Consider the following 24,507-nt stretch of genomic DNA (forward strand, 5'->3'; position numbering starts at 1 on the left):
ATCAACGGGACCCCATGGCAGGCATGGGGATCAACGGGGGAGGTTCGAACATGTCCACAGACCGCGTCGAAGAGGCCGAAAGAGCCGACGAGACCGGGGGCGGCACGGCACCGGCCGTCACGACGCTGGCCGCCTCGGCCAACGCCCTGCGCTACTACTCGGTCGCGCCGGGCGTCCGCCTGAACGTCCGCCGCGGCCCCGGCACCGGCTACGCCCTCGTCCGTACCCTGCCCGAGGGCGCCAGGATCCCGATCTACTGCCAGACGCCCGGCACGAACGTCTCGGGTCCGTACGGCACGTCGAACATCTGGGACAACATCGCCGACAGCGAGTACGTCGCGGACGCGTACGTCCAGACCGGCAGCGACGGCTACGTCCGTCCGCGCTGCTCCTGATCCGATCCCGGAATCCGATCTCGGATCCGGTTCGCCGGACCCCATACGGAGCCCGCGGCCCGGTCGGAGCCATAATCGACGCGTGAGCGAGAAGAACGGCACCCCGGCCACCCCCGCGGGCTCCTCGGGCCCCCGCCCCGAGCCCCTGCGCTTCTTCGGCACGACCTGGGTCGACCACGACAACCGCTACACCGCCCGCCGCATCGGGGTCGCCGCCGGGTCCCTCGCCGCCGCGGCCGTCTCCTGCCTGGTGCTGCGCTTCGCCTACGAGGGGATCGTGATCGCCGGCCCCGGCAGCTTCGTGACCGTCCTGGTCGTCGCGATGTTCGCGATCTGCAGCGCGCTCGCCTTCCGCCACACCTGGGAGGGCTTCACCAAGCGCCCCGACCCCCACCGCCACGCCAGCCTCCGCGGCCTGCTCACCATCGGCTTCGTCGGCTCCCTCCTCGCCTACTTCTTCCGCTCCCTCATCGAGGCCCCCGGCGAGAAACTCCACCGCGAGGAATACGAGAAGGCCCGCAAACAACACGAATCCCGCACCACCCGCCGCACCGGCAACCCGTCGAAGAAACGCCGCCGCGACTGAGCGCTGCCCTTGGACAGGGGCGCACGGTGCCCAGGCAGACGCAGGGGGCGCACTGCGCAGGTGGACACACGGGCGCACTGGGCAACCGTGGCCGGCGACGATTCCCCGAGCCACGGTCATCGCCCCCCCCTCCCACCGAGCCGCCCCCGCAAAACTCGGTGCACACCACACAAACCAGGGCCACCATGGCCGCATGACCGCCCCTTCCCATTCCGACCGCGCCCGCTCCTTTAACGCCGCCGCAGCCCAGTACGCCGCGAACCGCCCCTCCTACCCACCCGCCCTCTTCGATGCGATCGAGGAACTCGCCTCCCGCCCCCTCACCGGCGCCCGCGTCATCGACATCGGCGCGGGCACCGGCATCGCCACCGCCCTCCTTCACCAGCGCGGCGCCGACGTACTGGCCGTGGAACCCGGCGACGGCATGGCCGCCCAGTTCCGCCACGCCCACCCGGACATACCGATCGTCCGCGGCAACGGCAACACCCTCCCCCTCGCCACCGCCTCCGCCGACTTCCTCACCTACGCCCAGGCCTGGCACTGGACCGACCCCGCCCACTCGGTGCCGGAGGCCCTGCGCGTACTGCGCCCCGGCGGTGCACTGGCCCTGTGGTGGAACACCACCCCGCTCGACATCCCCTGGCACGCCGCGCAGGCGCGACGCATCGAGCGCAGCTTCGGCCTCCACCCCGCCGTCGAACCGAACGGCAGCGGCGCCCGAGCCGCCCAGACCGACCCGACCGGAAAACTCGACTTCATCCGCCGCAAGGTCCGCTGGAGCCGCCGAGTCCCCGTCGACACCCACCTGGCCAACCTCGGCAGCCACTCGATCTTCCTCGTCCACGGCACCGAGGCGAGCACAAGCTTCCTCAATGAGGAGAAGCAACTCCTCCTCACCGAGTTCCCGGACGGATTTATCGAAGAGACCTACGACGTGGACCTCCTCGTAGCCACCACCCCCTGACGCCCACACGCCCTTCATCCCGCTCTCCATTGCCCCTCGCGCCCGCCCTCCACCCGCCCCGGCGAAGGCGGGCGAACCATGCGCCCGGCACCCGACCCCGCGCACCCCCGACCTCGCGCGCCCGGACCCCGCGTGCCCGCGACTCCGCGCACCCTCCAAACGCCCACCTCGGCCCTTGACGCCGCATCCCCACCGGAGCATTATTCATCGCATGATGAATTATTCCCCGGTTCACTCGGTCCGCTCGGACCCTCCCGACGCCCCCGCCATCCGAGCCGAGTCCCTGAACGTCGTACGCGGCCCGCGCCAGGTACTCCGCGACCTCGACTTCACCGTCCCCCGCGGCCAGATCACCGGCCTGCTCGGCCCGTCCGGCTGCGGCAAGACCACCCTCATGCGGGCGATCGTCGGCACCCAGGGCAAGGTCACCGGCACCCTCGACGTCCTCGGCCGCCCCGCCGGCCACCCCACCCTGCGCACCCGCATCGGCTACGTCACCCAAGCCCCCTCCGTCTACGACGACCTGACGATCCGCCAGAACCTCGACTACTTCGCGGCGATCCTCGACCCCGGCCACTCCGCGGCCACCCGGCGCCGGGAGAACGTCACCCGCGCCATCACCGACGTCGACCTCACCAGCCACGCCGACGCTCTGGCCGGCAACCTCTCCGGGGGCCAGCGCAGCCGCGTCTCACTGGCGGTCGCACTCCTCGGCACCCCCGAACTCCTCGTCCTGGACGAACCGACGGTCGGCCTGGACCCGGTCCTGCGCCGCGACCTCTGGAACCTCTTCCACGAGATCGCCGCCTCCCGCGGCGCCACCCTCCTCATCTCCTCCCACGTCATGGACGAGGCCGAGCGCTGCCACCGCCTCCTCCTCATGCGCGAGGGCGAGATCCTCGCCGACGACACCCCGGAGGCCCTGCGCACCCGCACGGGGTCCGAGACTGTCGAGGCCGCCTTCCTGCACCTGGTCGACGAGGCGGTCGCCGCCGCCCGCGCGAAGGAGACCACGCGATGACCACCACCACGAGCCCGACCACCACGCTCCGGCCCGTCCCCACCAGCGCCCTGAGCATCGCCCGCACCACCGCCACCGCCGCCCGGGTCCTGCGCCAGCTCCGCCACGACCCCCGCACCATCGCGCTGATGCTCCTCGTGCCCTGCGTGATGCTGTTCCTGCTGCGCTACGTCTTCGATGGCAACCCGCGCACTTTCGACAACATCGGCGCCTCCCTCCTCGGGATCTTCCCGCTGATCACGATGTTCCTGGTCACCTCCATCGCCACCCTGCGCGAACGCACCTCGGGCACCCTCGAACGCCTGCTCGCCATGCCCCTCGGCAAGGGCGACCTGATCGCCGGCTACGCCCTCGCCTTCGGCACCCTCGCGATCATCCAGTCCGCCCTGGCGACCGGACTCGCCCTCTGGTTCCTCGGTCTGGACGTCACCGGAAGCCCCTGGCTGCTGCTGCTCGTGGCTCTGCTCGACGCCCTGCTCGGCACCGCACTCGGCCTGTTCGTCTCGGCCTTCGCGGCCTCCGAGTTCCAGGCCGTCCAGTTCATGCCGGCCGTGATCTTCCCCCAGCTCCTCCTCTGCGGCCTGTTCACTCCCCGCGACAACATGCACCCCGCCCTCGAGGCCATCTCCAACGTCCTCCCCATGTCCTATGCGGTCGACGGCATGAACGAGGTCCTCAAGCACACCGACATGACCGCCAACTTCGTCCGCGACGCCCTGATCGTGGCGGGCTGCGCCCTGCTGGTCCTGGGCCTGGGAGCGGCGACCCTGCGACGCAGGACGGCATGACCCCCGAGGGGCCGGACCCGGCGTCGCCCGGACCGTCCGCCCACCGGACACGTCACCTCGAAAGGTGGCGCCCGGTGCGAGGATGAATCCGGACGACTCAACCCCCGGAGGACACCCCAGCCATGACCCAGAAAGTCGCAGTCCTCGGCACCGGCAAGATCGGCGAAGCCCTGCTCAGCGGAATGATCCGCGGCGGCTGGGCCCCGGCCGACCTCCTGGTGACGGCCCGCCGCGCGGAGCGAGCCGAAGAACTCCGCACCCGCCACGGAGTCACCCCGGTCACCAATGCGGAAGCCGCCAAGACCGCCGACACCCTGATCCTCACGGTCAAGCCGCAGGACATGGGCACCCTCCTCGACGAGCTCGCCCCGCACGTCCCCGCCGACCGACTGGTCATCAGCGGAGCCGCAGGCATCCCCACCTCCTTCTTCGAGTCCCGCCTCGCCGCGGGCACCCCGGTCGTCCGCGTCATGACGAACACCCCCGCCCTCGTCGACGAGGCCATGTCCGTCATCTCCGCCGGCAGCCACGCCAGCGAAGCCGACCTCGCGCACACCGAGGAGATCTTCGGCTCCGTGGGTAAGACGCTCCGCGTCCCCGAGTCCCAGCAGGACGCCTGCACAGCCCTCTCCGGCTCCGGCCCGGCGTACTTCTTCTACCTGGTCGAAGCCATGACGGACGCCGGCATCCTCCTCGGACTGCCCAGGGACAAGGCGCACGACCTGATCGTCCAGTCCGCGATCGGCGCCGCGACGATGCTCCGCGACAGCGGCGAACACCCCGTCAAGCTGCGCGAGAACGTCACGTCCCCCGCCGGCACCACCATCAACGCCATCCGCGAACTGGAGAACCACGGCGTACGAGCCGCCCTCATCGCCGCCCTCGAAGCCGCCCGCGACCGCAGCCGCGAGCTCGCCACCGGCAGCAGCAACAAGTGACGCCCGGCCGCCCCCTGCCCCAGAGGGCGGCCCAGCGCACCCCTTATACGGTCACCCCGATATCGGCGGCCGCACCCACAGCCGGCAGCAATCCGATCGCCCGATACGCGGCATCCACGGTTGGCCGAGCCATCGCCCGAGCCCGCTCCGCACCATCCCGCAGCACCCCCTCCACATAGCCAGGATCCGCGCACAGCTCCCTGTGCCTCTCCTGCACGGGCCTGAGGACCTCGACCACGGCCTCCGCGGTGTCTGACTTCAAAGCTCCGTACGTTTCATACACACCGCTCAGCTCCGATGGGTTCCCACCCGTACAGGCCGCGAGGATCTCCAGCAGATTCGCCACCCCCGGCTGCGCGGCCCGGTCGTACACGACCTCCCGCCCACTGTCGGTCACGGCCCGCAGGACCTTCTTCCGCACCACGTCCGGCTCGTCGAGCAAATAGACGATCCCCGGACCGGAGTCATCGCTCTTGCCCATCTTCGAGGCCGGATCCTGCAGATTCATGACCCGGGCCGCGACCTGCGGCGGAGTAGCCCGAGGCACCACGAACGTATGTCCGTACCGCTGGTTGAACCGCACCGCCAGATCCCGCGCGAGCTCCACATGCTGCGTCTGATCGTCCCCGACCGGCACCTCATCGGTCCCGTACGCCAGGATGTCCGCCGCCATCAGCACGGGATACGTCAGCAGCGACAGCCGCACACTCCCGCCCCGCGCCCGCTCGCGCGCCGCCTTCTCCTTGTACTGGATCATCCGCCGCATCTCGCCGTCCGTGGCCACGCACTCCAGCACATACGACAGCCGCGCGTGCTCATCCACATGACTCTGTACGAAGACGGTGCACAGCTCCGGATCCAGCCCTGACGCAAGCAACAACGTCGCCGCCTGCCTACTGAGCCTGCGCACCCGCGCCGGATCGTGGTCCACGGTCAGCGCATGCAGATCGACGATGCAGAACAGCGCGTCGGCCTGGTGCTGATCGACGGCCGCCCACCGCCGCATGGCCCCCAGGTAGTTCCCCAGCGTCAGATGCCCGGTCGGCTTGATCCCACTGAAGACCCGCGTCATCTCTTCTCCACCTCCTGGTCGAGACCGCCGTCCCCGGCCGGCCGACCCTCTGGAGGGAGATACGAGAAACGGCCGCCGAGGCGGCGGCCGTTGAGTGCATACGTAAGCACGGCCGCCGTCAGGCGGCCCACCACAGCTGGGTGTACGTACGCGTCGTCATGCGTCCCACAGTACGCCGCCGGGGTGCCACATGGAGTGAAGTTGACACGCCCTGACCCGATCCGTAGTGTTCTCCGAGTTGTCCGACGTGAGCGCCGACTTCGGTCGGTCCCCGGACAGCCACTCCGCAAGTACCAACCACTATTCGACGACAGTCGATCTGTCTGCCGTCGTTTCATTGGCATGCGTATTTAAGGAATGAGGAATCCGCGCTCGACAGAGCGCAGCCCCCGATTAGCTCGGGAGCAGGGAATCCGCTAAAGTCTCACTCGTCGGAACGGCCCAACGGCCGGGAAGACAAACCCCGCTGACTGGGAGTCAGGCCCGAAAGGATCTGATAGAGTCGGAACCGCCGGAAAGGGAAACGCGAAAGCGGGAACCTGGAAAGCACCGAGGAAATCGGATCGGGAAACGGTCTGATAGAGTCGGAAACGCAAGACCGAAGGGAAGCGCCCGGAGGAAAGCCCGAGAGGGTGAGTACAAAGGAAGCGTCCGTTCCTTGAGAACTCAACAGCGTGCCAAAAATCAACGCCAGATATGTTGATACCCCGTCTCCGGCCGGTCTTCCGGTTGGGACGAGGTTCCTTTGAAATAAACACAGCGAGGACGCTGTGAACGGTCGGGCCTATTCCGCCTGACTGTTCCGCTCTCGTGATGTGTGCACCCGATTACGGGTAAACATTCACGGAGAGTTTGATCCTGGCTCAGGACGAACGCTGGCGGCGTGCTTAACACATGCAAGTCGAACGATGAACCACTTCGGTGGGGATTAGTGGCGAACGGGTGAGTAACACGTGGGCAATCTGCCCTTCACTCTGGGACAAGCCCTGGAAACGGGGTCTAATACCGGATAACACTTCCACTCTCCTGGGTGGAGGTTAAAAGCTCCGGCGGTGAAGGATGAGCCCGCGGCCTATCAGCTTGTTGGTGAGGTAATGGCTCACCAAGGCGACGACGGGTAGCCGGCCTGAGAGGGCGACCGGCCACACTGGGACTGAGACACGGCCCAGACTCCTACGGGAGGCAGCAGTGGGGAATATTGCACAATGGGCGAAAGCCTGATGCAGCGACGCCGCGTGAGGGATGACGGCCTTCGGGTTGTAAACCTCTTTCAGCAGGGAAGAAGCGAAAGTGACGGTACCTGCAGAAGAAGCGCCGGCTAACTACGTGCCAGCAGCCGCGGTAATACGTAGGGCGCAAGCGTTGTCCGGAATTATTGGGCGTAAAGAGCTCGTAGGCGGCTTGTCACGTCGGGTGTGAAAGCCCGGGGCTTAACCCCGGGTCTGCATTCGATACGGGCTAGCTAGAGTGTGGTAGGGGAGATCGGAATTCCTGGTGTAGCGGTGAAATGCGCAGATATCAGGAGGAACACCGGTGGCGAAGGCGGATCTCTGGGCCATTACTGACGCTGAGGAGCGAAAGCGTGGGGAGCGAACAGGATTAGATACCCTGGTAGTCCACGCCGTAAACGGTGGGAACTAGGTGTTGGCGACATTCCACGTCGTCGGTGCCGCAGCTAACGCATTAAGTTCCCCGCCTGGGGAGTACGGCCGCAAGGCTAAAACTCAAAGGAATTGACGGGGGCCCGCACAAGCAGCGGAGCATGTGGCTTAATTCGACGCAACGCGAAGAACCTTACCAAGGCTTGACATACACCGGAAAGCATTAGAGATAGTGCCCCCCTTGTGGTCGGTGTACAGGTGGTGCATGGCTGTCGTCAGCTCGTGTCGTGAGATGTTGGGTTAAGTCCCGCAACGAGCGCAACCCTTGTTCTGTGTTGCCAGCATGCCCTTCGGGGTGATGGGGACTCACAGGAGACCGCCGGGGTCAACTCGGAGGAAGGTGGGGACGACGTCAAGTCATCATGCCCCTTATGTCTTGGGCTGCACACGTGCTACAATGGCCGGTACAATGAGCTGCGATACCGTGAGGTGGAGCGAATCTCAAAAAGCCGGTCTCAGTTCGGATTGGGGTCTGCAACTCGACCCCATGAAGTCGGAGTTGCTAGTAATCGCAGATCAGCATTGCTGCGGTGAATACGTTCCCGGGCCTTGTACACACCGCCCGTCACGTCACGAAAGTCGGTAACACCCGAAGCCGGTGGCCCAACCCCTTGTGGGAGGGAGCTGTCGAAGGTGGGACTGGCGATTGGGACGAAGTCGTAACAAGGTAGCCGTACCGGAAGGTGCGGCTGGATCACCTCCTTTCTAAGGAGCACTTCTTACCGAGTCCTTCGGGACGAGGTCAGAGGCCACTACGTCGGCAAACGTTCGACGGTGGTTGCTCATGGGTGGAACGTTGATTATTCGGCACACTTGATCGTCTTCTCCTTCTAGTACTGCTCTTCGGAGCGTGGAACGTTGAGGGGAGCGGGGAGTGTGCCGGGCACGCTGTTGGGTGTCTGAGGGAATGAACTTTCCTCAGTTGCCGGTCCCAGTGAACTCCAGCTTGAGGTTGGGGGTGATGGGTGACTGGTCGTTGTTTGAGAACTGCACAGTGGACGCGAGCATCTGTGGCCAAGTTTTTAAGGGCGCACGGTGGATGCCTTGGCACCAGGAACCGATGAAGGACGTGGGAGGCCACGATAGGCCCCGGGGAGTCGTCAACCAGGCTTTGATCCGGGGGTGTCCGAATGGGGAAACCCGGCAGTCGTCATGGGCTGTCACCCTTGCCTGAACACATAGGGCAAGTGGAGGGAACGCGGGGAAGTGAAACATCTCAGTACCCGCAGGAAGAGAAAACAACCGTGATTCCGGGAGTAGTGGCGAGCGAAACTGGATGAGGCCAAACCGTATACGTGTGAGACCCGGCAGGGGTTGCGTGTGCGGGGTTGTGGGATCTCTCTTTCACAGTCTGCCGGCTGTGAGACGAGTCAGAAACCGTTGATGTAGGCGAAGGACATGCGAAAGGTCCGGCGTAGAGGGTAAGACCCCCGTAGTCGAAACATCAGCGGCTCGTTTGAGAGACACCCAAGTAGCACGGGGCCCGAGAAATCCCGTGTGAATCTGGCGGGACCACCCGCTAAGCCTAAATATTCCCTGGTGACCGATAGCGGATAGTACCGTGAGGGAATGGTGAAAAGTACCGCGGGAGCGGAGTGAAATAGTACCTGAAACCGTGTGCCTACAAGCCGTGGGAGCGTCGGATACGTGCTTGCACGTATCTCGTGACTGCGTGCCTTTTGAAGAATGAGCCTGCGAGTTTGCGGTGTGTTGCGAGGTTAACCCGTGTGGGGAAGCCGTAGCGAAAGCGAGTCCGAATAGGGCGATATAGTAGCGCGCTCAAGACCCGAAGCGGAGTGATCTAGCCATGGGCAGGTTGAAGCGGAGGTAAGACTTCGTGGAGGACCGAACCCACCAGGGTTGAAAACCTGGGGGATGACCTGTGGTTAGGGGTGAAAGGCCAATCAAACTCCGTGATAGCTGGTTCTCCCCGAAATGCATTTAGGTGCAGCGTCGTGTGTTTCTTGCCGGAGGTAGAGCACTGGATAGGCGATGGGCCCTACCGGGTTACTGACCTTAGCCAAACTCCGAATGCCGGTAAGTGAGAGCGCGGCAGTGAGACTGTGGGGGATAAGCTCCATGGTCGAGAGGGAAACAGCCCAGAGCATCGACTAAGGCCCCTAAGCGTACGCTAAGTGGGAAAGGATGTGGAGTCGCACAGACAACCAGGAGGTTGGCTTAGAAGCAGCCACCCTTGAAAGAGTGCGTAATAGCTCACTGGTCTAGTGATTCCGCGCCGACAATGTAGCGGGGCTCAAGCGTACCGCCGAAGTCGTGTCATTGCGATATATACCCCCAACGGGGATCGTGATGGGTAGGGGAGCGTCGTGTGCCGGGTGAAGCAGCCGCGGAAGCGAGTTGTGGACGGTTCACGAGTGAGAATGCAGGCATGAGTAGCGATACACACGTGAGAAACGTGTGCGCCGATTGACTAAGGGTTCCTGGGTCAAGCTGATCTGCCCAGGGTAAGTCGGGACCTAAGGCGAGGCCGACAGGCGTAGTCGATGGATAACCGGTTGATATTCCGGTACCCGCTGTGAAGCGTCAAACATTGAACCAGGCGATGCTAAGTCCGTGAAGCCGCCCTGGAGCCTTCGGGCAAAGGGGAGTGGTGGAGCCGACGGACCAGACCTGTAGTAGGTGAGTGATGGGGTGACGCAGGAAGGTAGTCCAGCCCGGGCGGTGGTTGTCCCGGGGTAAGGGTGTAGGCCGTGCGATAGGTAAATCCGTCGCACATGAGGCTGAGACCTGATGCCGAGCCGATTGTGGTGAAGTGGATGATCCTATGCTGTCGAGAAAAGCCTCTAGCGAGTTTCATGGCGGCCCGTACCCTAAACCGACTCAGGTGGTCAGGTAGAGAATACCGAGGCGTTCGGGTGAACTATGGTTAAGGAACTCGGCAAAATGCCCCCGTAACTTCGGGAGAAGGGGGGCCATGTCCGGTGATCCGATTTACTCGGTGAGCTGGGGGTGGCCGCAGAGACCAGCGAGAAGCGACTGTTTACTAAAAACACAGGTCCGTGCGAAGCCGTAAGGCGATGTATACGGACTGACGCCTGCCCGGTGCTGGAACGTTAAGGGGACCGGTTAGTCATGATTCGTCATGGCGAAGCTGAGAACTTAAGCGCCAGTAAACGGCGGTGGTAACTATAACCATCCTAAGGTAGCGAAATTCCTTGTCGGGTAAGTTCCGACCTGCACGAATGGCGTAACGACTTCTCGACTGTCTCAACCATAGGCCCGGTGAAATTGCACTACGAGTAAAGATGCTCGTTTCGCGCAGCAGGACGGAAAGACCCCGGGACCTTTACTACAGTTTGATATTGGTGTTCGGTTCGGCTTGTGTAGGATAGCTGGGAGACTGTGAACTCTGGACGCCAGTTCAGGGGGAGTCGTCGTTGAAATACCAGTCTGGTCGTGCTGGATGTCTAACCTGGGTCCGTGATCCGGATCAGGGACAGTGTCTGATGGGTAGTTTAACTGGGGCGGTTGCCTCCTAAAGAGTAACGGAGGCGCCCAAAGGTTCCCTCAGCCTGGTTGGCAATCAGGTGTTGAGTGTAAGTGCACAAGGGAGCTTGACTGTGAGACCGACGGGTCGAGCAGGGACGAAAGTCGGGACTAGTGATCCGGCGGTGGCTTGTGGAAGCGCCGTCGCTCAACGGATAAAAGGTACCCCGGGGATAACAGGCTGATCTTCCCCAAGAGTCCATATCGACGGGATGGTTTGGCACCTCGATGTCGGCTCGTCGCATCCTGGGGCTGGAGTCGGTCCCAAGGGTTGGGCTGTTCGCCCATTAAAGCGGTACGCGAGCTGGGTTTAGAACGTCGTGAGACAGTTCGGTCCCTATCCGCTGCGCGCGCAGGAATATTGAGAAGGGCTGTCCCTAGTACGAGAGGACCGGGACGGACGAACCTCTGGTGTGCCAGTTGTTCTGCCAAGGGCATGGCTGGTTGGCTACGTTCGGGAGGGATAACCGCTGAAAGCATCTAAGCGGGAAGCCTGCTTCGAGATGAGTATTCCCACCCACTAGATGGGGTAAGGCTCCCAGTAGACGACTGGGTTGATAGGCCGGATCTGGAAGCACGGTAACGTGTGGAGGTGACCGGTACTAATAGGCCGAGGGCTTGTCCATAGAGGCTCGCGTCCACTGTGTTGGTTCTGAAGCAACGACCGACGTCCCCCCAGGTTTGGGGGGTTTCCGGTCACAGTTTCATAGTGTTTCGGTGGTTATAGCGTGAGGGAAACGCCCGGTTACATTCCGAACCCGGAAGCTAAGCCTTACAGCGCCGATGGTACTGCAGGGGGGACCCTGTGGGAGAGTAGGACGCCGCCGAACAAATTTTGGGAAAGGCCCACGCCATATGGCGTGGGCCTTTCTGCGTTTAAGCTCGAATCTATGCGCTATGACCTGGTGATCTTCGACAATGACGGCGTGCTCGTCGACAGCGAGCCCATTTCCAACCGGCTTCTCGCCGCGTACCTCACTGAGCTGGGGCATCCGACGTCCTACGAGGACTCCATTCGGGACTACATGGGCTCGGCCATGCACCGGATTCACGACCTGGTGCTTGAGCGGACGGGCCGGCGGCTGCCCGAGGACTTCGACGATGTCTTTCATGCGCGTGTGTTCGCCGCGTTCGAGCGGGAGTTGAAGGCCGTGCCCTGTGTGGTCGATGTGCTGGAGAAGCTCGTCGGGGGTGGGGTGCCGTACTGTGTGGCGTCCTCCGGGAGTCACGAGCGGATCCGGGTGGGGCATCGGACGACTGGGCTCGATCGGTTCTTCGAGGACGGGCGGGTCTTCAGTTCGCAGGATGTGGGGCGGGGGAAGCCGGCGCCGGATCTCTTCCTCCATGCCGCGGAGCGGATGGGCGTTGCGCCGGTGCGGTGTCTCGTCGTCGAGGACAGTCCGCTGGGGGTGCAGGCGGCCGTCGCCGCAGGGATGGATGTCTACGGGTTCACCGCGATGACGCCTGCCGGGAGGCTCGGCGGGGCCACTCAACTCTTCTCCGACATGGGCGAGTTGGCTGACCTGCTGGTGTGATGCGGGGCGGTGGTGCGGTGCTGACATTTGTCATGCCGAGGGCTGGACGATCGTTTCTACCCGGGACCCGGCGTCGGCCGCGAAGCTGAGTGCATGACGACGAACACGGGGACCGCCAAGGCAAACAGCAGCAGGAGTCGGAGCGTGCTCCGGAACTTCGGGCCGCTGATCATCGATGTCGCGGTGCCCATCGGGGCGTACTACCTCCTGAAGAACGGCTTCGGGATGAGCACCCTGATGGCGCTCGGGCTGAGCAGTGTCGTGCCGGCCGTGCGGACGGGGTGGGGCGTGTTGAAGTCGCGCGAGGTCAACGGGCTGGCCGCTCTCATCCTGTTCGTGAACGTCATTTCGCTCCTGCTGAGCTTCGTGGCCGGTGACCCGCGGCTGATGATCGCCAAGGACAGCGCGGTCAGCAGCACGATCGGGATCGGGATCATCGTGTCCGTGGTGCTGGGCAAGCCGATGATGACCGCCGGCATGAAGCCCTGGGTGGTGAAGGGGGACGCGGGCCGGGAGGCGGCCTGGGCGCGGCTGCACGCCGGTTCGGCGCGGTTTCGGCGGGCCGAGCGGGTGTTCTCGCTGGTGTGGGGTGTCGTACTGCTCGCGGAGTGTGTGGTGCGGATCGTGGGGGCGTACTCCCTGCCGGTGGACACCATGGTCTGGGTCGGCAATGTGATCATGATTGTCGCCATGGGTGTGGGTTTCCTGGTCAGCGGTGCACTGGGTGCCGGTCCGATGGCCGCGATGGTCATCGCCGAGACCAAGGCGGGGGCGCCGGTGGAGGTCGGTCGGCCCGTCGACGTCGAGTCCCGCCTCGGCTCCGCCAACCTCGGCACGGCCAACCTCGCCCCCGCCAAGTAAAGCTGAGGGGAATTCATCTTTGGCTGGATCTACCCACCGGTACGCCGGGGCCCTACGCTCGCCGCCATGACTCATGTGCTGCGGCGCGGCAGGGCCTCGTTGGCGTTGAGCTTCTTCGCTCAGGGTGTTGCGTTTGCCCTGCTGGTGACCCGGATTCCGGCCATCCAGGACCGGTACGGCGTCTCCGACGCGCTGCTGCCGGCCTTCCTCGCCGCCGTTCCGATCCTCGCCGGCGTCGGCAGTGTCACGACCGAGCGGCTGGTGAAGCGAATACCGCCGAGCCGGGTGCTGCGCTGGTCCCAGCCCGTCGTGCTGCTGGCGCTGCTCGGCGTCGGGGCGGGGGAGCGGATGGTCGAGCTCGGGGTGGCGCTGGCCGCGTTCGGGCTGGCCGTGGGGGCGTTGGACGCCTCGATGAACATGCTCGGGGTGAGCCTGCAGCGGTCGTACGGGCGCAGCATCATGCTGAGCTTCCACGCGGCGTACAGCCTGGGCGGGATCGTGGGGGCCTCGCTGGCGTGGGTGGGGGCGCACTGGGATCTGGCGCTGTTCGTGTCGTATCTGCCGGTCGTCGTGGTGCTGCTGCCGGCTGCTCTGGTGGGGAGTCGGTGGTACGTCGACGGGGGCGCCGGCAAGGAGGCCGTGCCGGAGGGCACGGACGCGAGCGGGCCCGTCGTCTTCAAGTGGCTGTTGCCGCTGTGTCTGGTGATGACCTTCGCCTACATCGGGGACTCGACCGTCTCCAACTGGAGCGCGAAGTATCTCCAGGACGTGCTGGGCAGTTCGGAGCAGATGGCGACAGTGCCGTACAACGTCTACATGGTGACCACGCTGGTGGGGCGGGCCCTCGGGGACTTCGGGGTGCGGCGGTTCGGGGCTGTGGTGGTCGTGCGGGGCGGGTCGCTGGTGGCGGCGGCCGGGTTCGCGGTGGTGGCGTCGGCGCCGGGGGCTTGGATCGGGATGCTGGGGTTCACGCTGGTCGGGGTGGGGCTGTGTGTGCTGGTGCCGCAGACCTTCGCTGCGGCCGGGCGGTTGTTCCCCGGCGCTTCGGATGCGGCCGTCGCGCGACTCAATGTCTTCAATTACGTGGGCTTTTTGATCGGGTCGCCGTTGGTGGGGGCGCTCGGGGACGCGTGGAGCTATCGCGGGGCCATGCTCGTGCCGATGGTGTTGGTGCTGGTGACGCTCGGGTACGCCCGGTCGTTCGCCGCTCAACCGGACCGATACGGTGACGGGCATGAGCGGCCGCGCACAGTTGATGTGGGATGAGGCAGTAACGGGCTATGACTTCGGGCCGGAGCATCCGATGGATCCGGTCCGGCTCGCCCTGACCCGGAGACTCGTCGACGCCTTCGGGCTCGACCGGGAGGTGGAGGTCGTCGCGGCCAAGCCGGCCGGGGAGTCGACGCTGCGGCTCGTCCACCGGGAGGACTACATCGAGGCTGTGAAAACGGCTTCCGTCGAGCCGAGGGCGGCGGACCAGTCGTACGGGCTCGGCACCGTGGACGATCCCGCGTTCGCCGGGATGCACGAAGTGTCGGCGATGATCGCCGGGCAGTCGGTCGGGGCCGCGGAAGCCGTGTGGCGCGGGGAGGCGCTGCACGCGGTGAACTTCGCGGGCGGGCTGCACCATGCGATGCCGGGCGGCGCGTCCGGGTTCTGCATCTACAACGACGCCTCGCTCGCGATCGCGCGGCTGCTGGAGCTGGGGGCCGAGCGGGTCGCGTACATCGACGTCGACGTGCATCACGGCGATGGCGTCCAGGCGGCGTTCTGGGACGATCCGCGGGTGCTGACGATCTCGCTGCACGAGCATCCGCGCACGCTGTTCCCGCAGACCGGATGGCCGGAGGAGACGGGTGGGTCGAGCGCCGAGGGGTCGGCGGCGAACGTGGCGCTGCCGGCCGGTACTGGGGACGCCGGGTGGGTGCGGGCGTTCCATGCCGTGGTGCCGGAGCTGATCGCGGACTTCCGGCCGCAGGTGCTGGTGACGCAGCACGGTGCGGACACGCACTTCGAGGACCCGCTGGCGCATCTGGCAGTGTCGCTGGACGCGCAACGGGCCGTGCAGGTGGCGTGTCACGACCTGGCGCACGAGTACGCCGACGGGAAGTGGGTCGCCCTGGGCGGCGGCGGTTATGCCGTGGTCGAGGTCGTGCCGCGGTCGTGGACGCATCTGGTGGCCATCGCGGCGGGGTGGCCGATCGAGCCCGAGGCGATGATCCCGGAGAGCTGGCGGCAGGAGGTCTTCGCGCGGACGCGGCAGCTGGCGCCGGCGCGGATGACCGACGGACGGTGGCCGGTGGCCTGGGCGGACTGGGAGTCGGGGTACGACCCCGCGGACCGGCTTGATCAGGCCGTACTGGCGGCCCGGCGGGCGGTGTTCCCGCTGCGGGGGCTGCTGCCCTAGCGGCGCCCCGCGCTGCGGGAACAGCGGCCGGGGTTCAGGAGCAGTGGCTCTGCGCGCTGTCGCCGTATATGTCGACGTCGGTCAACTGGCGCTCGCCTCAGACGTGTTGTGGGACCAGGGAGCCCATGGGCGGTCGTGGGCGGGCGCCGTGGGCGTTACGCCAACTGTGCGGTGTTTTCCCGTTCCAGCGGCATTTGCCCGCCCTATCCGTCACCATCGCTGACGTGTTGAGCACCGGCGCCCTCCGCGCCCATCTCCTCGCCGCGCACCTCGCCGGGCCCGTGGCCACCTCACGTGAGGAGAGCCTGCGGAGTTACCGGCTCTTCGCCGCTCGTGACCCGCGTGTGCTGCTCGGACTCGATCCCGAAGGGATCTGGGGGCAGCGCGAACTGATTGCGTTAATGGCAGAGAAGTGTGGTGTTTCGGCCGATCCGAACCATATTTCAGGCCAGGATGTGATCGATCCCGAGCTGACTCTGACCGCTCTGGATGCCTTCGCGGACCGCCTGGCGGCAGTCGCCCAGCGCCGGGCACCCGTCCTGCTCGGCACCGGACATCCCCATCGGCTGCTCGGCTTCTACGCCGCCCTGGCGGACGCGTTGTCGGCGGCGGGATGTGCCGTTCTCACCCCCGCGCATGGTCGCTGTATCGACATAACGACCCGGTTCGGTCTACGCACGTACAACCTTGCCTACGTACGAGGAGTCGCGCTGGTGCGGGAACCCGGCGCCTCGTGCCCCGGTTGTGAGCCCGGCGCACACACGCACTCACCCCTCCCGGTTCGCACCGCGCTGGCGGCCGCGGCGGAGGCCGGCGGGCCCATGCCCGAGCTGGTGATCGGGGATCACGGCTGGGTCTGCGGGGCAGGTCAGCTGGGGTTTGAGGCCATTGGTCCGGCCGATACGAATGACCCCGCGCTCTTTGTGGGGCAGGCCGAGGGGTCCGTGTCCGTCGTCGTTCCACTTGATGACGCTGTGCGGTCTGATTACTACCGGCCGCTTACCCGCTACGTACTCAATCGAGCGTGTCTGTCACAGTAGGTCGCCGATGGCTGCACCTCTTCCCCACTCGCATCACAGGCCCCTACATTGGGGAGTGAGCACGCAGCGACGAAGAGTCACCGGAAGGGGAAGCCGGTGGCCGTCGAGTGCGGAAGGTTCAGGTGTGTCATGGCTGCAGCTGGCGAGAGGCCTCTGAACGAGGTTCAGTTCCTTACCGTGGCGGAAGTCGCCTCGGTGATGCGAGTGTCGAAGATGACCGTGTACCGGCTGGTGCACAGTGGTCATCTGCCCGCGATCCGGGTGGGACGTTCGTTCCGTGTCCCGGAGCAAGCGGTTCACGAATATCTCCGCGAGAGCTACGTGGGGGTGGAAACCGCCTGACGGCAAAGGGCGAGAGGGGATCCTCAGGGCTGTTCAGGATTCCCCCTCGTCCCCTCGATTACGACCTCAGCGCTCGGGCGGGTAGGCTAGCCCCTCGTAGGTCGTATGGGCCCATGGCGCCCAACGCCGAGTGATGAGAAGTGAGCGAGGGTAGTCGTGGGCTCTGTTATCAAGAAGCGGCGCAAGCGGATGGCTAAGAAGAAGCACCGCAAGCTGCTCAAGCGCACGCGCGTTCAGCGTCGCAACAAGAAGTAAGCGGCGCCGCGAAAGCAGCGTGATTGTGGCCCCCCACCACACCGGTGGGGGGCCACACGCGTATCGAGGGCGGTGTGCGAAGGGCCGAACTCTGTGCGTATGCCTGGACCTGCGCCTGACCCATCCGGTCGTACGCAGGGAATTATCGTCACTTCGTGCATTGGGCGGTCATCACAGCGCAACATCGACCCGCTAGGTTGGCCGCACACGGGGAACTCGGCAGGGGTACGAGTGCTGGAAGGAAGGCGCTGATCTTGGGCAAGGTCGTGCTCGTGACCGGAGTGGCCCGTCAACTGGGGGGCCGTTTCGTACGACGGATCCAGCGTGACCCTCAGGTGGACCGGGTGGTCGCCGTGGACGCTGTCCCGCCCGAGCACCATCTGGGCGGTGCGGACTTCATCCAGGCCGACATCCGGCAGCCCACCATCGCGCGGGTGCTGGCGGAGAGCGGCGCCGACACCGTCGTCCACATGGACGTGACCGGAACCGCGCTGGGCAGCGGCAGCCGGACCACGGTCAAGGAGACCAACGTCATCGGGACGATGCAGCTGCTCGGCGCCTGCCAGAAGTCCCCCACCGTGAAGCGGCTCGTGGTCAAGTCCAGTACGAACGTGTACGGGTCGGCGCCCCGCGACCCGGCCGTCTTCACCGAGACGACCCCGCCCAAGTCCCTGCCCAGCGGCGGCTTCGCCAAGGACGCGGTCGAGGTCGAGGGCTATGTGCGCGGGTTCGCGCGGCGGCGGCCGGACGTCGCCGTGTGCGTGCTGCGGTTCGCCAACATCCTCGGCCCCTCCGCGGACACCCCGCTCGCCTCGTACTTCTCGCTGCCGGTGCTGCCGACCGTGTTCGGCTACGACCCGCGGCTGCAGTTCGTCCACGAGGACGACGTGATCGAGGTGCTCCGCATCGCCTCGCACGATCCGGAGCGGGGCACGCTCAACAGCGGCACGTTCAACATCGCCGGCGACGGGGTCCTGCTGCTCTCGCAGTGCTCTCGGCGGCTGGGCCGCCCTACCGTGCCGCTTCTGCTCCCCGCGGTCACCTGGGCGGGCTCCCTGGTGCGTACGCTGGGCATGTCGGACTTCTCACCGGAGCAGATCCGGTTGCTGACCCACGGCCGGGTGGTGTCCACGGACCAGATGCGAGAGACCCTCGGATTCAAGCCGAAGTACACGACGGCGGAGACCTTCGCGGAGTTCGCGCGCAGCCGCGGACCGGGTCTGCTGCCGCCGGAGGCTCTTGCGGGAGCCGTCGACCGGATCGCCACGCTGCCGGTGCTGGGCGGCGGCCACCTCCCGACGCAGAGCGCCAACTGAGGAGCGCATCAACGATGGCGGACGCCAAGGTCATTCCGTTCGACGACGACCGGTCCCGCGGGGGCGCCGTGCAGCGGCCGGCGCGGCGCCGGGGCACGGGGAGTCGGCGCAAGAGCGGTGAATCCGCGCTGGTACGCGAGGTCCAGCCCCTCCCCGGACGGTCCTTCGCGCAGGATGATGTTCCTGTGACACCTGAGGAAGAGCCGCCCCCTGTGAAGCCCCAGGACGACGACGGCGGCGGCGGACTGGAGCGGCGCATCGCGAGCGGTCTGGCCTTCCTGCGCCGCCGCCTCACCGGGGACTACGAGGTCGACGACTTCGGATACGACGAGGAGCTCACCGACCAGGTCCTGATGTCCCTGCTGCGCCCGGTGTACGAGAAGTACTTCCGGGTCGAGGTGAAGGGCGTCGAGAACATCCCGTCCGAGGGCGGCGCGCTGATTGTCGCCAACCACTCCGGCACGCTGCCGCTGGACGGCCTGATGATGCAGGTCGCCGTCCACGACCACCACCCGGCCGGCCGCCACCTGCGCCTCCTCGCCGCCGACCTGGTCTTCGTCCTGCCGGTGGTCAACGAACTCGCCCGCAAGCTCGGCCACACCCTGGCCTGCGCCGAGGATGCCGAGCGGCTGCTGGGGAAGGGCGAGTTGGTCGGTGTGATGCCGGAGGGCTTCAAGGGCATCGGCAAGCCGTTCGGCGAGCGCTACAAGCTCCAGCGCTTCGGCCGCGGCGGCTTCGTCTCCACGGCCCTGCGCAAGCGCACCCCGATCATCCCGTGCTCGATCGTCGGGGCGGAGGAGATCTACCCGATGATCGGCAACGCGAAGACGCTGGCCCGCGTCCTGGGTTTCCCGTATTTCCCGCTGACGCCGACGTTCCCGTGGCTCGGTCCGCTCGGTGCGGTCCCGTTGCCGACGAAGTGGACGATCCAGTTCGGCGAGCCGATCCCGACGGACGGCTATCCGCCGGAGGCTGCCGAGGATCCGATGCTGATGTTCAACCTGACGGATCAGGTGCGGGAGCAGATTCAGCACACGCTGTACAAGTTGCTGGTGCAGCGGCGGTCGGTCTTTTTCTGACGTGCCGGATTCGGCCGCGTGGGTGGTGGCCGGGTGCGGTGAGCCGGCGGACGGAGTCCGGCGCAGCCGTGCGAAGCCCGCGGAGCGGCGCGAGGGCGGCACTGGGAATCAGGTGCGGGAGCAGATTCAGCACAGCTGGATAAGTGGCTGTTGCGGCGGCGGTCGGTCTTCTTCTGAGTTCTCGGGGTGAGTTCTCCGGTCGGAGAAACGTTTGTACGACGATGGGGGCGCCCCTTGTGTGAGGGGCGCCCCCATCGTCGTAAGGCCGATTTCGCAGTGGCCTAGTTCGTGTCCTCGCTGTCGATGCCCAGGCCGGGCAGGAGGCCCGGGAGTAGGGGTGGGAGGGTGACGGCGGGCTCGGTGGTGGGGCTTGGGGTGGATGACGACGAGCCCGAGCTGCCGGTGTCCTTCGGGGGGTCGAGGAGGCCGCCGGTGCTTCCGCCGAGTAGGCCCTCGCCCTCGCTGCCGGAGCTCTCCGCCGAGTTGCTCGGGCGGCTGGAGCGGCCGTCGGAAGTGCCGCTGCCGCCGGCGCTGGGCCTGGCCGACCGGTCGGAACCGGACGTACCGCTGGACGCCGAGCCGGAGCCGCCGCGGTGCTTGCCCTCGCCGTCCTGAGCGGGCTGCTCCGGAAGCAGGGACTGAAGCGGGGCGACCTCTTGGTCTATGGCGTCGAACACCGACGACACCTCGTCACCGACGTCCCCGAGCTGGAGAGGGAGCCGCTCGCGGAGGCTGCCCCAGGCCGCGCGGTGCGAGCGGGAGAAGGTGGAGAGGGCCTGGATGGGGCCCAGGGAGCCCGGGTCGCGCTCGTACGCCTCGCGCAGCAGACGGTGCCCCTCCGCGGCGTCGTGCCGCATGCCGTACAGGGCGCGGCGGATCTCCGCCATCGACTCGTGGTCGAGTTGTCCGCCACGGTCGCGCTCCATCAGCCGCCGCGCCTCGCTCAGCCGGGTGGAGGCCTGGTCGAGATAGCTGCGCCCGCGCTCGTCGTCGCCGTCGGCCAGGATGTTGAGCTTGAAGTCCTCGATGCCGCGCTTGAGGCCGTAGAGGGAGTCGCCGGGCAGGGCTTCGGAACTCGCCGCGGCCACTCCGCCGAAGGCTCCCGCGGCGACACCGACGCTGAGTCCGCCCGCGGTGAGGCCCTTGGCGAGCCGTGAACGCGGCCGCAGTTTCCCCAGCGGGGACGCCCGGTGAGCCCCTCGTGCCCGATCGGAACGCTGCCCCGGCAGGGCGGGCGCCGATTCGACGCCCGTGGTGCCCTCCCGGAGCATGGCCTCCATCGCGGCCACGAGCTGGGCCCGCTGGATCACCTTGACCTCGGGGTCGAGCTCGGGCTTCGGCAGTTCGCCGAGGCCGGCGGTGAGGGCCAACAGGCGCCCTTGCTCGGTGTGTTCCGAAGCAGCCGGTGCCGGTGCCGAGGCATCGGGGTGCTCGGGCTGCTCGGCCGCCGAATCCCGGTCGGGCAGCTCGTCCAGGGCCTGGGCGAAGGCGTTCGCCCGCCGGTGTGCCGATACGTTCGCGATCACTGGCGGCACCTCCTCTCGTGATGACGGTCGACTCCCCAGGGGGTCCTGAGGGTTGCACGCCCTGACCACTTGCACACGATCGAGTGATCGAAGTCGGCCAGGGAGTGACCACAGGGAGCCTGCATCCCGCACAACGAGTGGCGCGGCACTTGGGTTACGGACTGCGGATGAACGGACCGCGAAGTCAACGGACTTTCACCGACGGTGAGTTGGAGGTTGCTCAGAGTGTTGGGTCGGTACCGGGGACGCGTTCAGCGCGCGTCGTCCGGCAGCAGTCGGGCCAGGGTGCGGACGGCCCGGTACTGGAGGGTCTTGATGGCGCCCTCGTTCTTGCCCATGACGCGGGCCGTCTCGGCGACGGAGAGGCCCTGGAGGAAGCGGAGGGTGACGCACTCCTGCTGCTGGGGGTTGAGTCGCCGTACGGCGTCGAGGAGTGCGGCGTTGGAGAGGGACTCCAGGACGGAGTCCTCGGGGGAGCGCTCGACCTCGTTGGCGTCGAGCATCTCGCCGGTGGTCACCTCCAGCCGGAAGCGGCTGGACTTGAAGTGGTCGGCGACGAGGTTGCGGGCGATGGTCACGAGCCAGGCACCGAAGTCCCGGCCCTGCCAGGTGAAGGTGCCGATGCGGCGCAGGGCGCGCAGAAAGGTCTCGCTTGTGAGGTCTTCGGCGGTGGCCTTCCCACCGACGCGGTAGTAGATGTAGCGGTAGACGGTGTCGCTGTACTGGTCGTAGAGCCGGCCGAAGGCGTCGGCCTCGCCGGCCTGTGCGCGTTCGACGAGATCCATCATTCGAGCGCTGTCGCTGTCCGCGGCGGGTCGGCGGGCGGTGGCCGCGCCGGCCGTGCGTCCGCGTCTGCCGACGGCGGCGCCGCCGTCGGCGAGCGCGTAGCACGGGCCTACGGGCACGGTGGTTACGGCGAGGGCGGGGACGGCGTACGCGGTGGGGACGAAGCCGCGCAACAGGTCTTTGACCGTTGCGCGCAGCGTAGCCAGGCCCGAGGCGTCAACCCCGACGTGTGGGTACACGGGACTCCCAGAGGCAGAGCTTCCATCACGTGCAGTGCGGGACCGTTCACCCGTCGTAGCGACGGAGGGGTACCGGTTTGCGTCTGAGGAGAATAACGCTTCGTGCAGGCACTGCTACGCCCAGTTGCTCAAATCACCGATTGCGTCTCTTCTGTAACCGATTGACGCCCGTTCAAGTGCCTGAGAGTGACCGTTTGTTGATCGAATGCTTCCGTGTTCCGGCTTACTCCGGGGCGTGTTGTGGCCGTGTGCAGCCAAGGGGACTGGACAGGGCGTTGCGGGGGTATGGGGTGCGGATTGGGTTGGTGGCCCGGGCGTGCCTCAGGGTTCGAACCTTTTCTCGCCTCCGCCGCCCCTACCCGTCCCTCCCCCAAGCTCTTCGAGCAGGGGGGACCCCCAGGGGGCTGCCGCCCCCGGACCCCCGCTTCAGCCCGAAGGGCCTCGTCCTCAAACGCCGGACGGGCTGAAAACATGCGGGACGGCGCCGAGAGGTGGTGCCCCCAACGCCGGACGGGCTGAAGGATGCGCCTGCCGGCGCCGAAAGGTGGTGCCCCCGCGGGTGGGGCTTGGGACGGCGGGACCTCGTCCTCGGACGGCGGACGGGCGGCTGCGGGGGTGTGTGGGCTCGTCCTAGCGGCGTCGGCGGTGCAAGGCGATTGCTGCTGCTGTGCCGCCTGCTACCGCGCCTACGCCTGCTGCTGCCGGGATGCCTACCTTCGCTGCCTTTCGGCCGGTGCGGTAGTCGCGTAGGCGCCAGTCCAGGCGGCGGGCGTGTTTGCGGAGTTTGGTGTCCGGGTTGATGGCGTAGGGGTGGCCGACCAGGGAGAGCATCGGGATGTCGTTGTGCGAGTCGCTGTAGGCCGCGCAGCGGGAGAGGTCCAGGCCTTCCGCCGAGGCCAGGGCGCGGACCGCCTCCGCCTTTGCCGGGCCGTGGAGGGGCTCGCCGACCAGCTTGCCCGTGTAGACGCCGTCCACCGACTCGGCGACCGTGCCCAGCGCGCCGGTCAGGCCCAGGCGGCGGGCGATCACTTGGGCGATCTCGACCGGGGCCGCCGTGACCAGCCAGACCCTCTGGCCCGCGTCCAGGTGCGCCTGGGCCAGCGCGCGGGTGCCCGGCCAGATGCGCTCCGCCATGTACTCGTCGTAGATCTCCTCGCCGATCGACATCAGCTCGGAGACTCGGTGGCCCTTGACGATGGAGAGGGCGGAGTCGCGTGCGTCCTGCATGTGTTCCGGGTCCTCGACACCGGCCAGCCGGAACCACGCCTGCTGCCAGGCGAACCTGGCGAGGTCGCGTGTCTCGAAGAACTTCCGTTTGTACAGGCCCCGGCCGAAGTGGAACAGCGCGGCACCTTGCATCACGGTGTTGTCCAGGTCGAAGAAGGCCGCGGCCTTCTCGTCGCCGAGCACCGGGAAGTCCGGCTCGGCCTCCGAGACCTCCGTCGCCTCCTGCGAGGACTTGCGCGCTGCCTCCGCCGAGGCCTCGCCAGCCAACACGCTCCGCGCCGTGGCGGAGCGCCTACGGGGAGTGAGCCATCCAAGAGCGGCCATGACCGTGAGCATAGCCAGTTTGTTCGGTGCTACCGGAGTCGAGAGGTTTGGAGGTTGTGAACTCTCCGCGACCGCGCAGTTAAACAGTGTGGTCGGGCGACGGCCGGTGATCCGCGCGCCGGCGCGCGAGAATGGCTGACATGAGCCCCCTGTTTCGTCGCGCCACGGCCAAGCCTCCGCAGGACCGTCTCGTGACTCTCATCGGCAAGCCCGACTGTCATCTGTGTGATGACGCACAGAGCGTTGTCGAGAGGGTCTGCGGCGAGCTGGGGGTTCGGTGGGAGGTGAAGGACATCAATCAGGACCCTCAACTGCACGACCAGTACTGGGAACAGATCCCTGTGGTGCTGGTCGACGGGGCGCAGCACACCTTCTGGCGTGTGAACGAGGATCGCCTCCGCAAAGCACTGACCGAGTAGTCCAAAGTCCTCCGGAAACGGCTTAGGATCGATGGCGACTTGGTCTCGGGGGCGGGCATCGTTGAGGAGTGTGTGCGGTTTTGCCCCCAAGAGTTGAGGAACGGTGGTGCGTATGCGCCGGTTCCACACCAGTGCGCCGGGCGTGCGTGAGCCCGGTCACGTTCGGCGGGCAAATCGGACACCATCTTTGTGCACGCGTTCACAAAGACATAGCCTGCA

Annotated in this window: 20 protein-coding genes and 3 rRNA genes; 19 read left to right on the top strand and 4 right to left on the bottom strand. The window is 66.5% G+C overall.

Annotated features, from left to right (window positions below; translation table 11 throughout):
• Positions 1 to 50 precede the first annotated feature (50 nt).
• From OG254_RS28070 to proC, 6 genes are all read left to right on the top strand, one after another.
• A complete protein-coding gene (locus tag OG254_RS28070) occupies positions 51 to 395 on the top strand; it encodes an SH3 domain-containing protein (RefSeq protein WP_405586939.1) in 345 nt (114 codons plus the stop codon).
• An 82-nt stretch (positions 396 to 477) separates the two neighbouring features.
• The gene (locus OG254_RS28075; protein ID WP_405586941.1) at positions 478 to 981 is read left to right on the top strand and encodes an EamA/RhaT family transporter; all 504 of its coding nucleotides are present in this window, start codon (positions 478 to 480) and stop codon (positions 979 to 981) included.
• A gap of 193 nt (positions 982 to 1,174) precedes the next feature.
• Entirely contained in the window at positions 1,175 to 1,945 is a 771-nt protein-coding gene (locus OG254_RS28080; protein WP_405586943.1) for a class I SAM-dependent methyltransferase, read from the top strand.
• Positions 1,946 to 2,156: 211 nt separating this feature from the next.
• Positions 2,157 to 2,966 (top strand): ABC transporter ATP-binding protein, encoded by an 810-nt coding sequence (locus OG254_RS28085; RefSeq protein ID WP_405586946.1) that lies wholly within the window; start codon positions 2,157 to 2,159, stop codon positions 2,964 to 2,966.
• Positions 2,963 to 3,754 (top strand): ABC transporter permease, encoded by a 792-nt coding sequence (locus OG254_RS28090; RefSeq protein ID WP_405586949.1) that lies wholly within the window; start codon positions 2,963 to 2,965, stop codon positions 3,752 to 3,754. The genes OG254_RS28085 and OG254_RS28090 overlap by 4 nt, the downstream gene beginning before the upstream one ends.
• A 122-nt stretch (positions 3,755 to 3,876) precedes the next feature.
• Entirely contained in the window at positions 3,877 to 4,692 is an 816-nt protein-coding gene (proC, locus tag OG254_RS28095) for a pyrroline-5-carboxylate reductase (protein ID WP_147994978.1), read from the top strand.
• 43 nt (positions 4,693 to 4,735) lie between these two features.
• Here proC and trpS read toward each other — a convergent pair whose 3' ends face one another.
• Positions 4,736 to 5,764 (bottom strand): tryptophan--tRNA ligase, encoded by a 1,029-nt coding sequence (gene trpS / locus OG254_RS28100; protein WP_405586952.1) that lies wholly within the window; start codon positions 5,762 to 5,764, stop codon positions 4,736 to 4,738.
• An 840-nt stretch (positions 5,765 to 6,604) separates the two neighbouring features.
• On the opposite strand from trpS, the gene OG254_RS28105 reads away from it, so the two are divergent.
• The 12 genes from OG254_RS28105 to OG254_RS28160 all read left to right on the top strand — a co-directional run bounded on the left by OG254_RS28105 (position 6,605) and on the right by OG254_RS28160 (position 19,767).
• Positions 6,605 to 8,130, top strand: a 16S ribosomal RNA gene (locus OG254_RS28105).
• A gap of 307 nt (positions 8,131 to 8,437) precedes the next feature.
• Positions 8,438 to 11,558: ribosomal RNA gene (locus OG254_RS28110) — 23S ribosomal RNA — on the top strand.
• Between the two features lie 87 nt (positions 11,559 to 11,645).
• Positions 11,646 to 11,762 (top strand): 5S ribosomal RNA (rrf, locus tag OG254_RS28115).
• The 16S, 23S and 5S rRNA genes sit together here, the layout of an rRNA operon.
• Before the next feature lie 60 nt (positions 11,763 to 11,822).
• Complete coding sequence (locus tag OG254_RS28120; RefSeq protein ID WP_405586955.1) at positions 11,823 to 12,467, top strand: HAD family hydrolase; 645 nt, start codon at positions 11,823 to 11,825, stop codon at positions 12,465 to 12,467.
• 93 nt (positions 12,468 to 12,560) lie between these two features.
• A complete protein-coding gene (locus OG254_RS28125; protein ID WP_405586958.1) occupies positions 12,561 to 13,328 on the top strand; it encodes a VC0807 family protein in 768 nt (255 codons plus the stop codon).
• Between the two features lie 66 nt (positions 13,329 to 13,394).
• Positions 13,395 to 14,594 carry an MFS transporter gene (locus tag OG254_RS28130; RefSeq protein ID WP_405586960.1) on the top strand — a complete coding sequence of 400 codons (1,200 nt, stop codon included), beginning with the start codon at positions 13,395 to 13,397 and terminating at the stop codon, positions 14,592 to 14,594.
• Positions 14,563 to 15,735 (top strand): acetoin utilization protein AcuC, encoded by a 1,173-nt coding sequence (locus tag OG254_RS28135; RefSeq protein ID WP_405586963.1) that lies wholly within the window; start codon positions 14,563 to 14,565, stop codon positions 15,733 to 15,735. Before OG254_RS28130 ends, OG254_RS28135 begins: the two co-directional genes overlap by 32 nt.
• A gap of 224 nt (positions 15,736 to 15,959) precedes the next feature.
• Entirely contained in the window at positions 15,960 to 16,775 is an 816-nt protein-coding gene (locus tag OG254_RS28140) for a phosphatase (protein WP_405586966.1), read from the top strand.
• A 129-nt stretch (positions 16,776 to 16,904) separates the two neighbouring features.
• Positions 16,905 to 17,117, top strand: a complete 213-nt coding sequence (locus OG254_RS28145) for a helix-turn-helix domain-containing protein (protein WP_004984898.1) — start codon at positions 16,905 to 16,907, stop codon at positions 17,115 to 17,117.
• 156 nt (positions 17,118 to 17,273) lie between these two features.
• Positions 17,274 to 17,372 (top strand): 30S ribosomal protein bS22, encoded by a 99-nt coding sequence (locus OG254_RS28150; RefSeq protein ID WP_003948845.1) that lies wholly within the window; start codon positions 17,274 to 17,276, stop codon positions 17,370 to 17,372.
• Between the two features lie 254 nt (positions 17,373 to 17,626).
• Entirely contained in the window at positions 17,627 to 18,688 is a 1,062-nt protein-coding gene (locus OG254_RS28155; protein ID WP_147994984.1) for an NAD-dependent epimerase/dehydratase family protein, read from the top strand.
• A gap of 14 nt (positions 18,689 to 18,702) precedes the next feature.
• A complete protein-coding gene (locus OG254_RS28160) occupies positions 18,703 to 19,767 on the top strand; it encodes a lysophospholipid acyltransferase family protein (protein WP_405586969.1) in 1,065 nt (354 codons plus the stop codon).
• 281 nt (positions 19,768 to 20,048) lie between these two features.
• Here OG254_RS28160 and OG254_RS28165 read toward each other — a convergent pair whose 3' ends face one another.
• From OG254_RS28165 to OG254_RS28175, 3 genes are all read right to left on the bottom strand, one after another.
• Complete coding sequence (locus OG254_RS28165) at positions 20,049 to 21,293, bottom strand: DUF5667 domain-containing protein (protein ID WP_405586972.1); 1,245 nt, start codon at positions 21,291 to 21,293, stop codon at positions 20,049 to 20,051.
• A gap of 251 nt (positions 21,294 to 21,544) precedes the next feature.
• On the bottom strand, positions 21,545 to 22,318 hold the full coding sequence (locus tag OG254_RS28170) for an ECF subfamily RNA polymerase sigma factor, BldN family (RefSeq protein ID WP_147994986.1): 774 nt from the start codon (positions 22,316 to 22,318) through the stop codon (positions 21,545 to 21,547).
• Positions 22,319 to 22,948: 630 nt separating this feature from the next.
• Positions 22,949 to 23,869: an HAD family phosphatase gene (locus OG254_RS28175; protein ID WP_147994987.1), complete on the bottom strand. Its 921-nt coding sequence runs from the start codon at positions 23,867 to 23,869 to the stop codon at positions 22,949 to 22,951.
• Between the two features lie 131 nt (positions 23,870 to 24,000).
• Here OG254_RS28175 and OG254_RS28180 point away from each other — a divergent pair, with 131 nt between their 5' ends.
• The gene (locus OG254_RS28180; protein ID WP_405586976.1) at positions 24,001 to 24,288 is read left to right on the top strand and encodes a glutaredoxin family protein; all 288 of its coding nucleotides are present in this window, start codon (positions 24,001 to 24,003) and stop codon (positions 24,286 to 24,288) included.
• Positions 24,289 to 24,507 lie beyond the last annotated feature (219 nt).

The sequence above is a fragment of the Streptomyces sp. NBC_01092 genome (genome assembly GCF_045039535.1).
GTDB lineage: Bacteria > Actinomycetota > Actinomycetes > Streptomycetales > Streptomycetaceae > Streptomyces.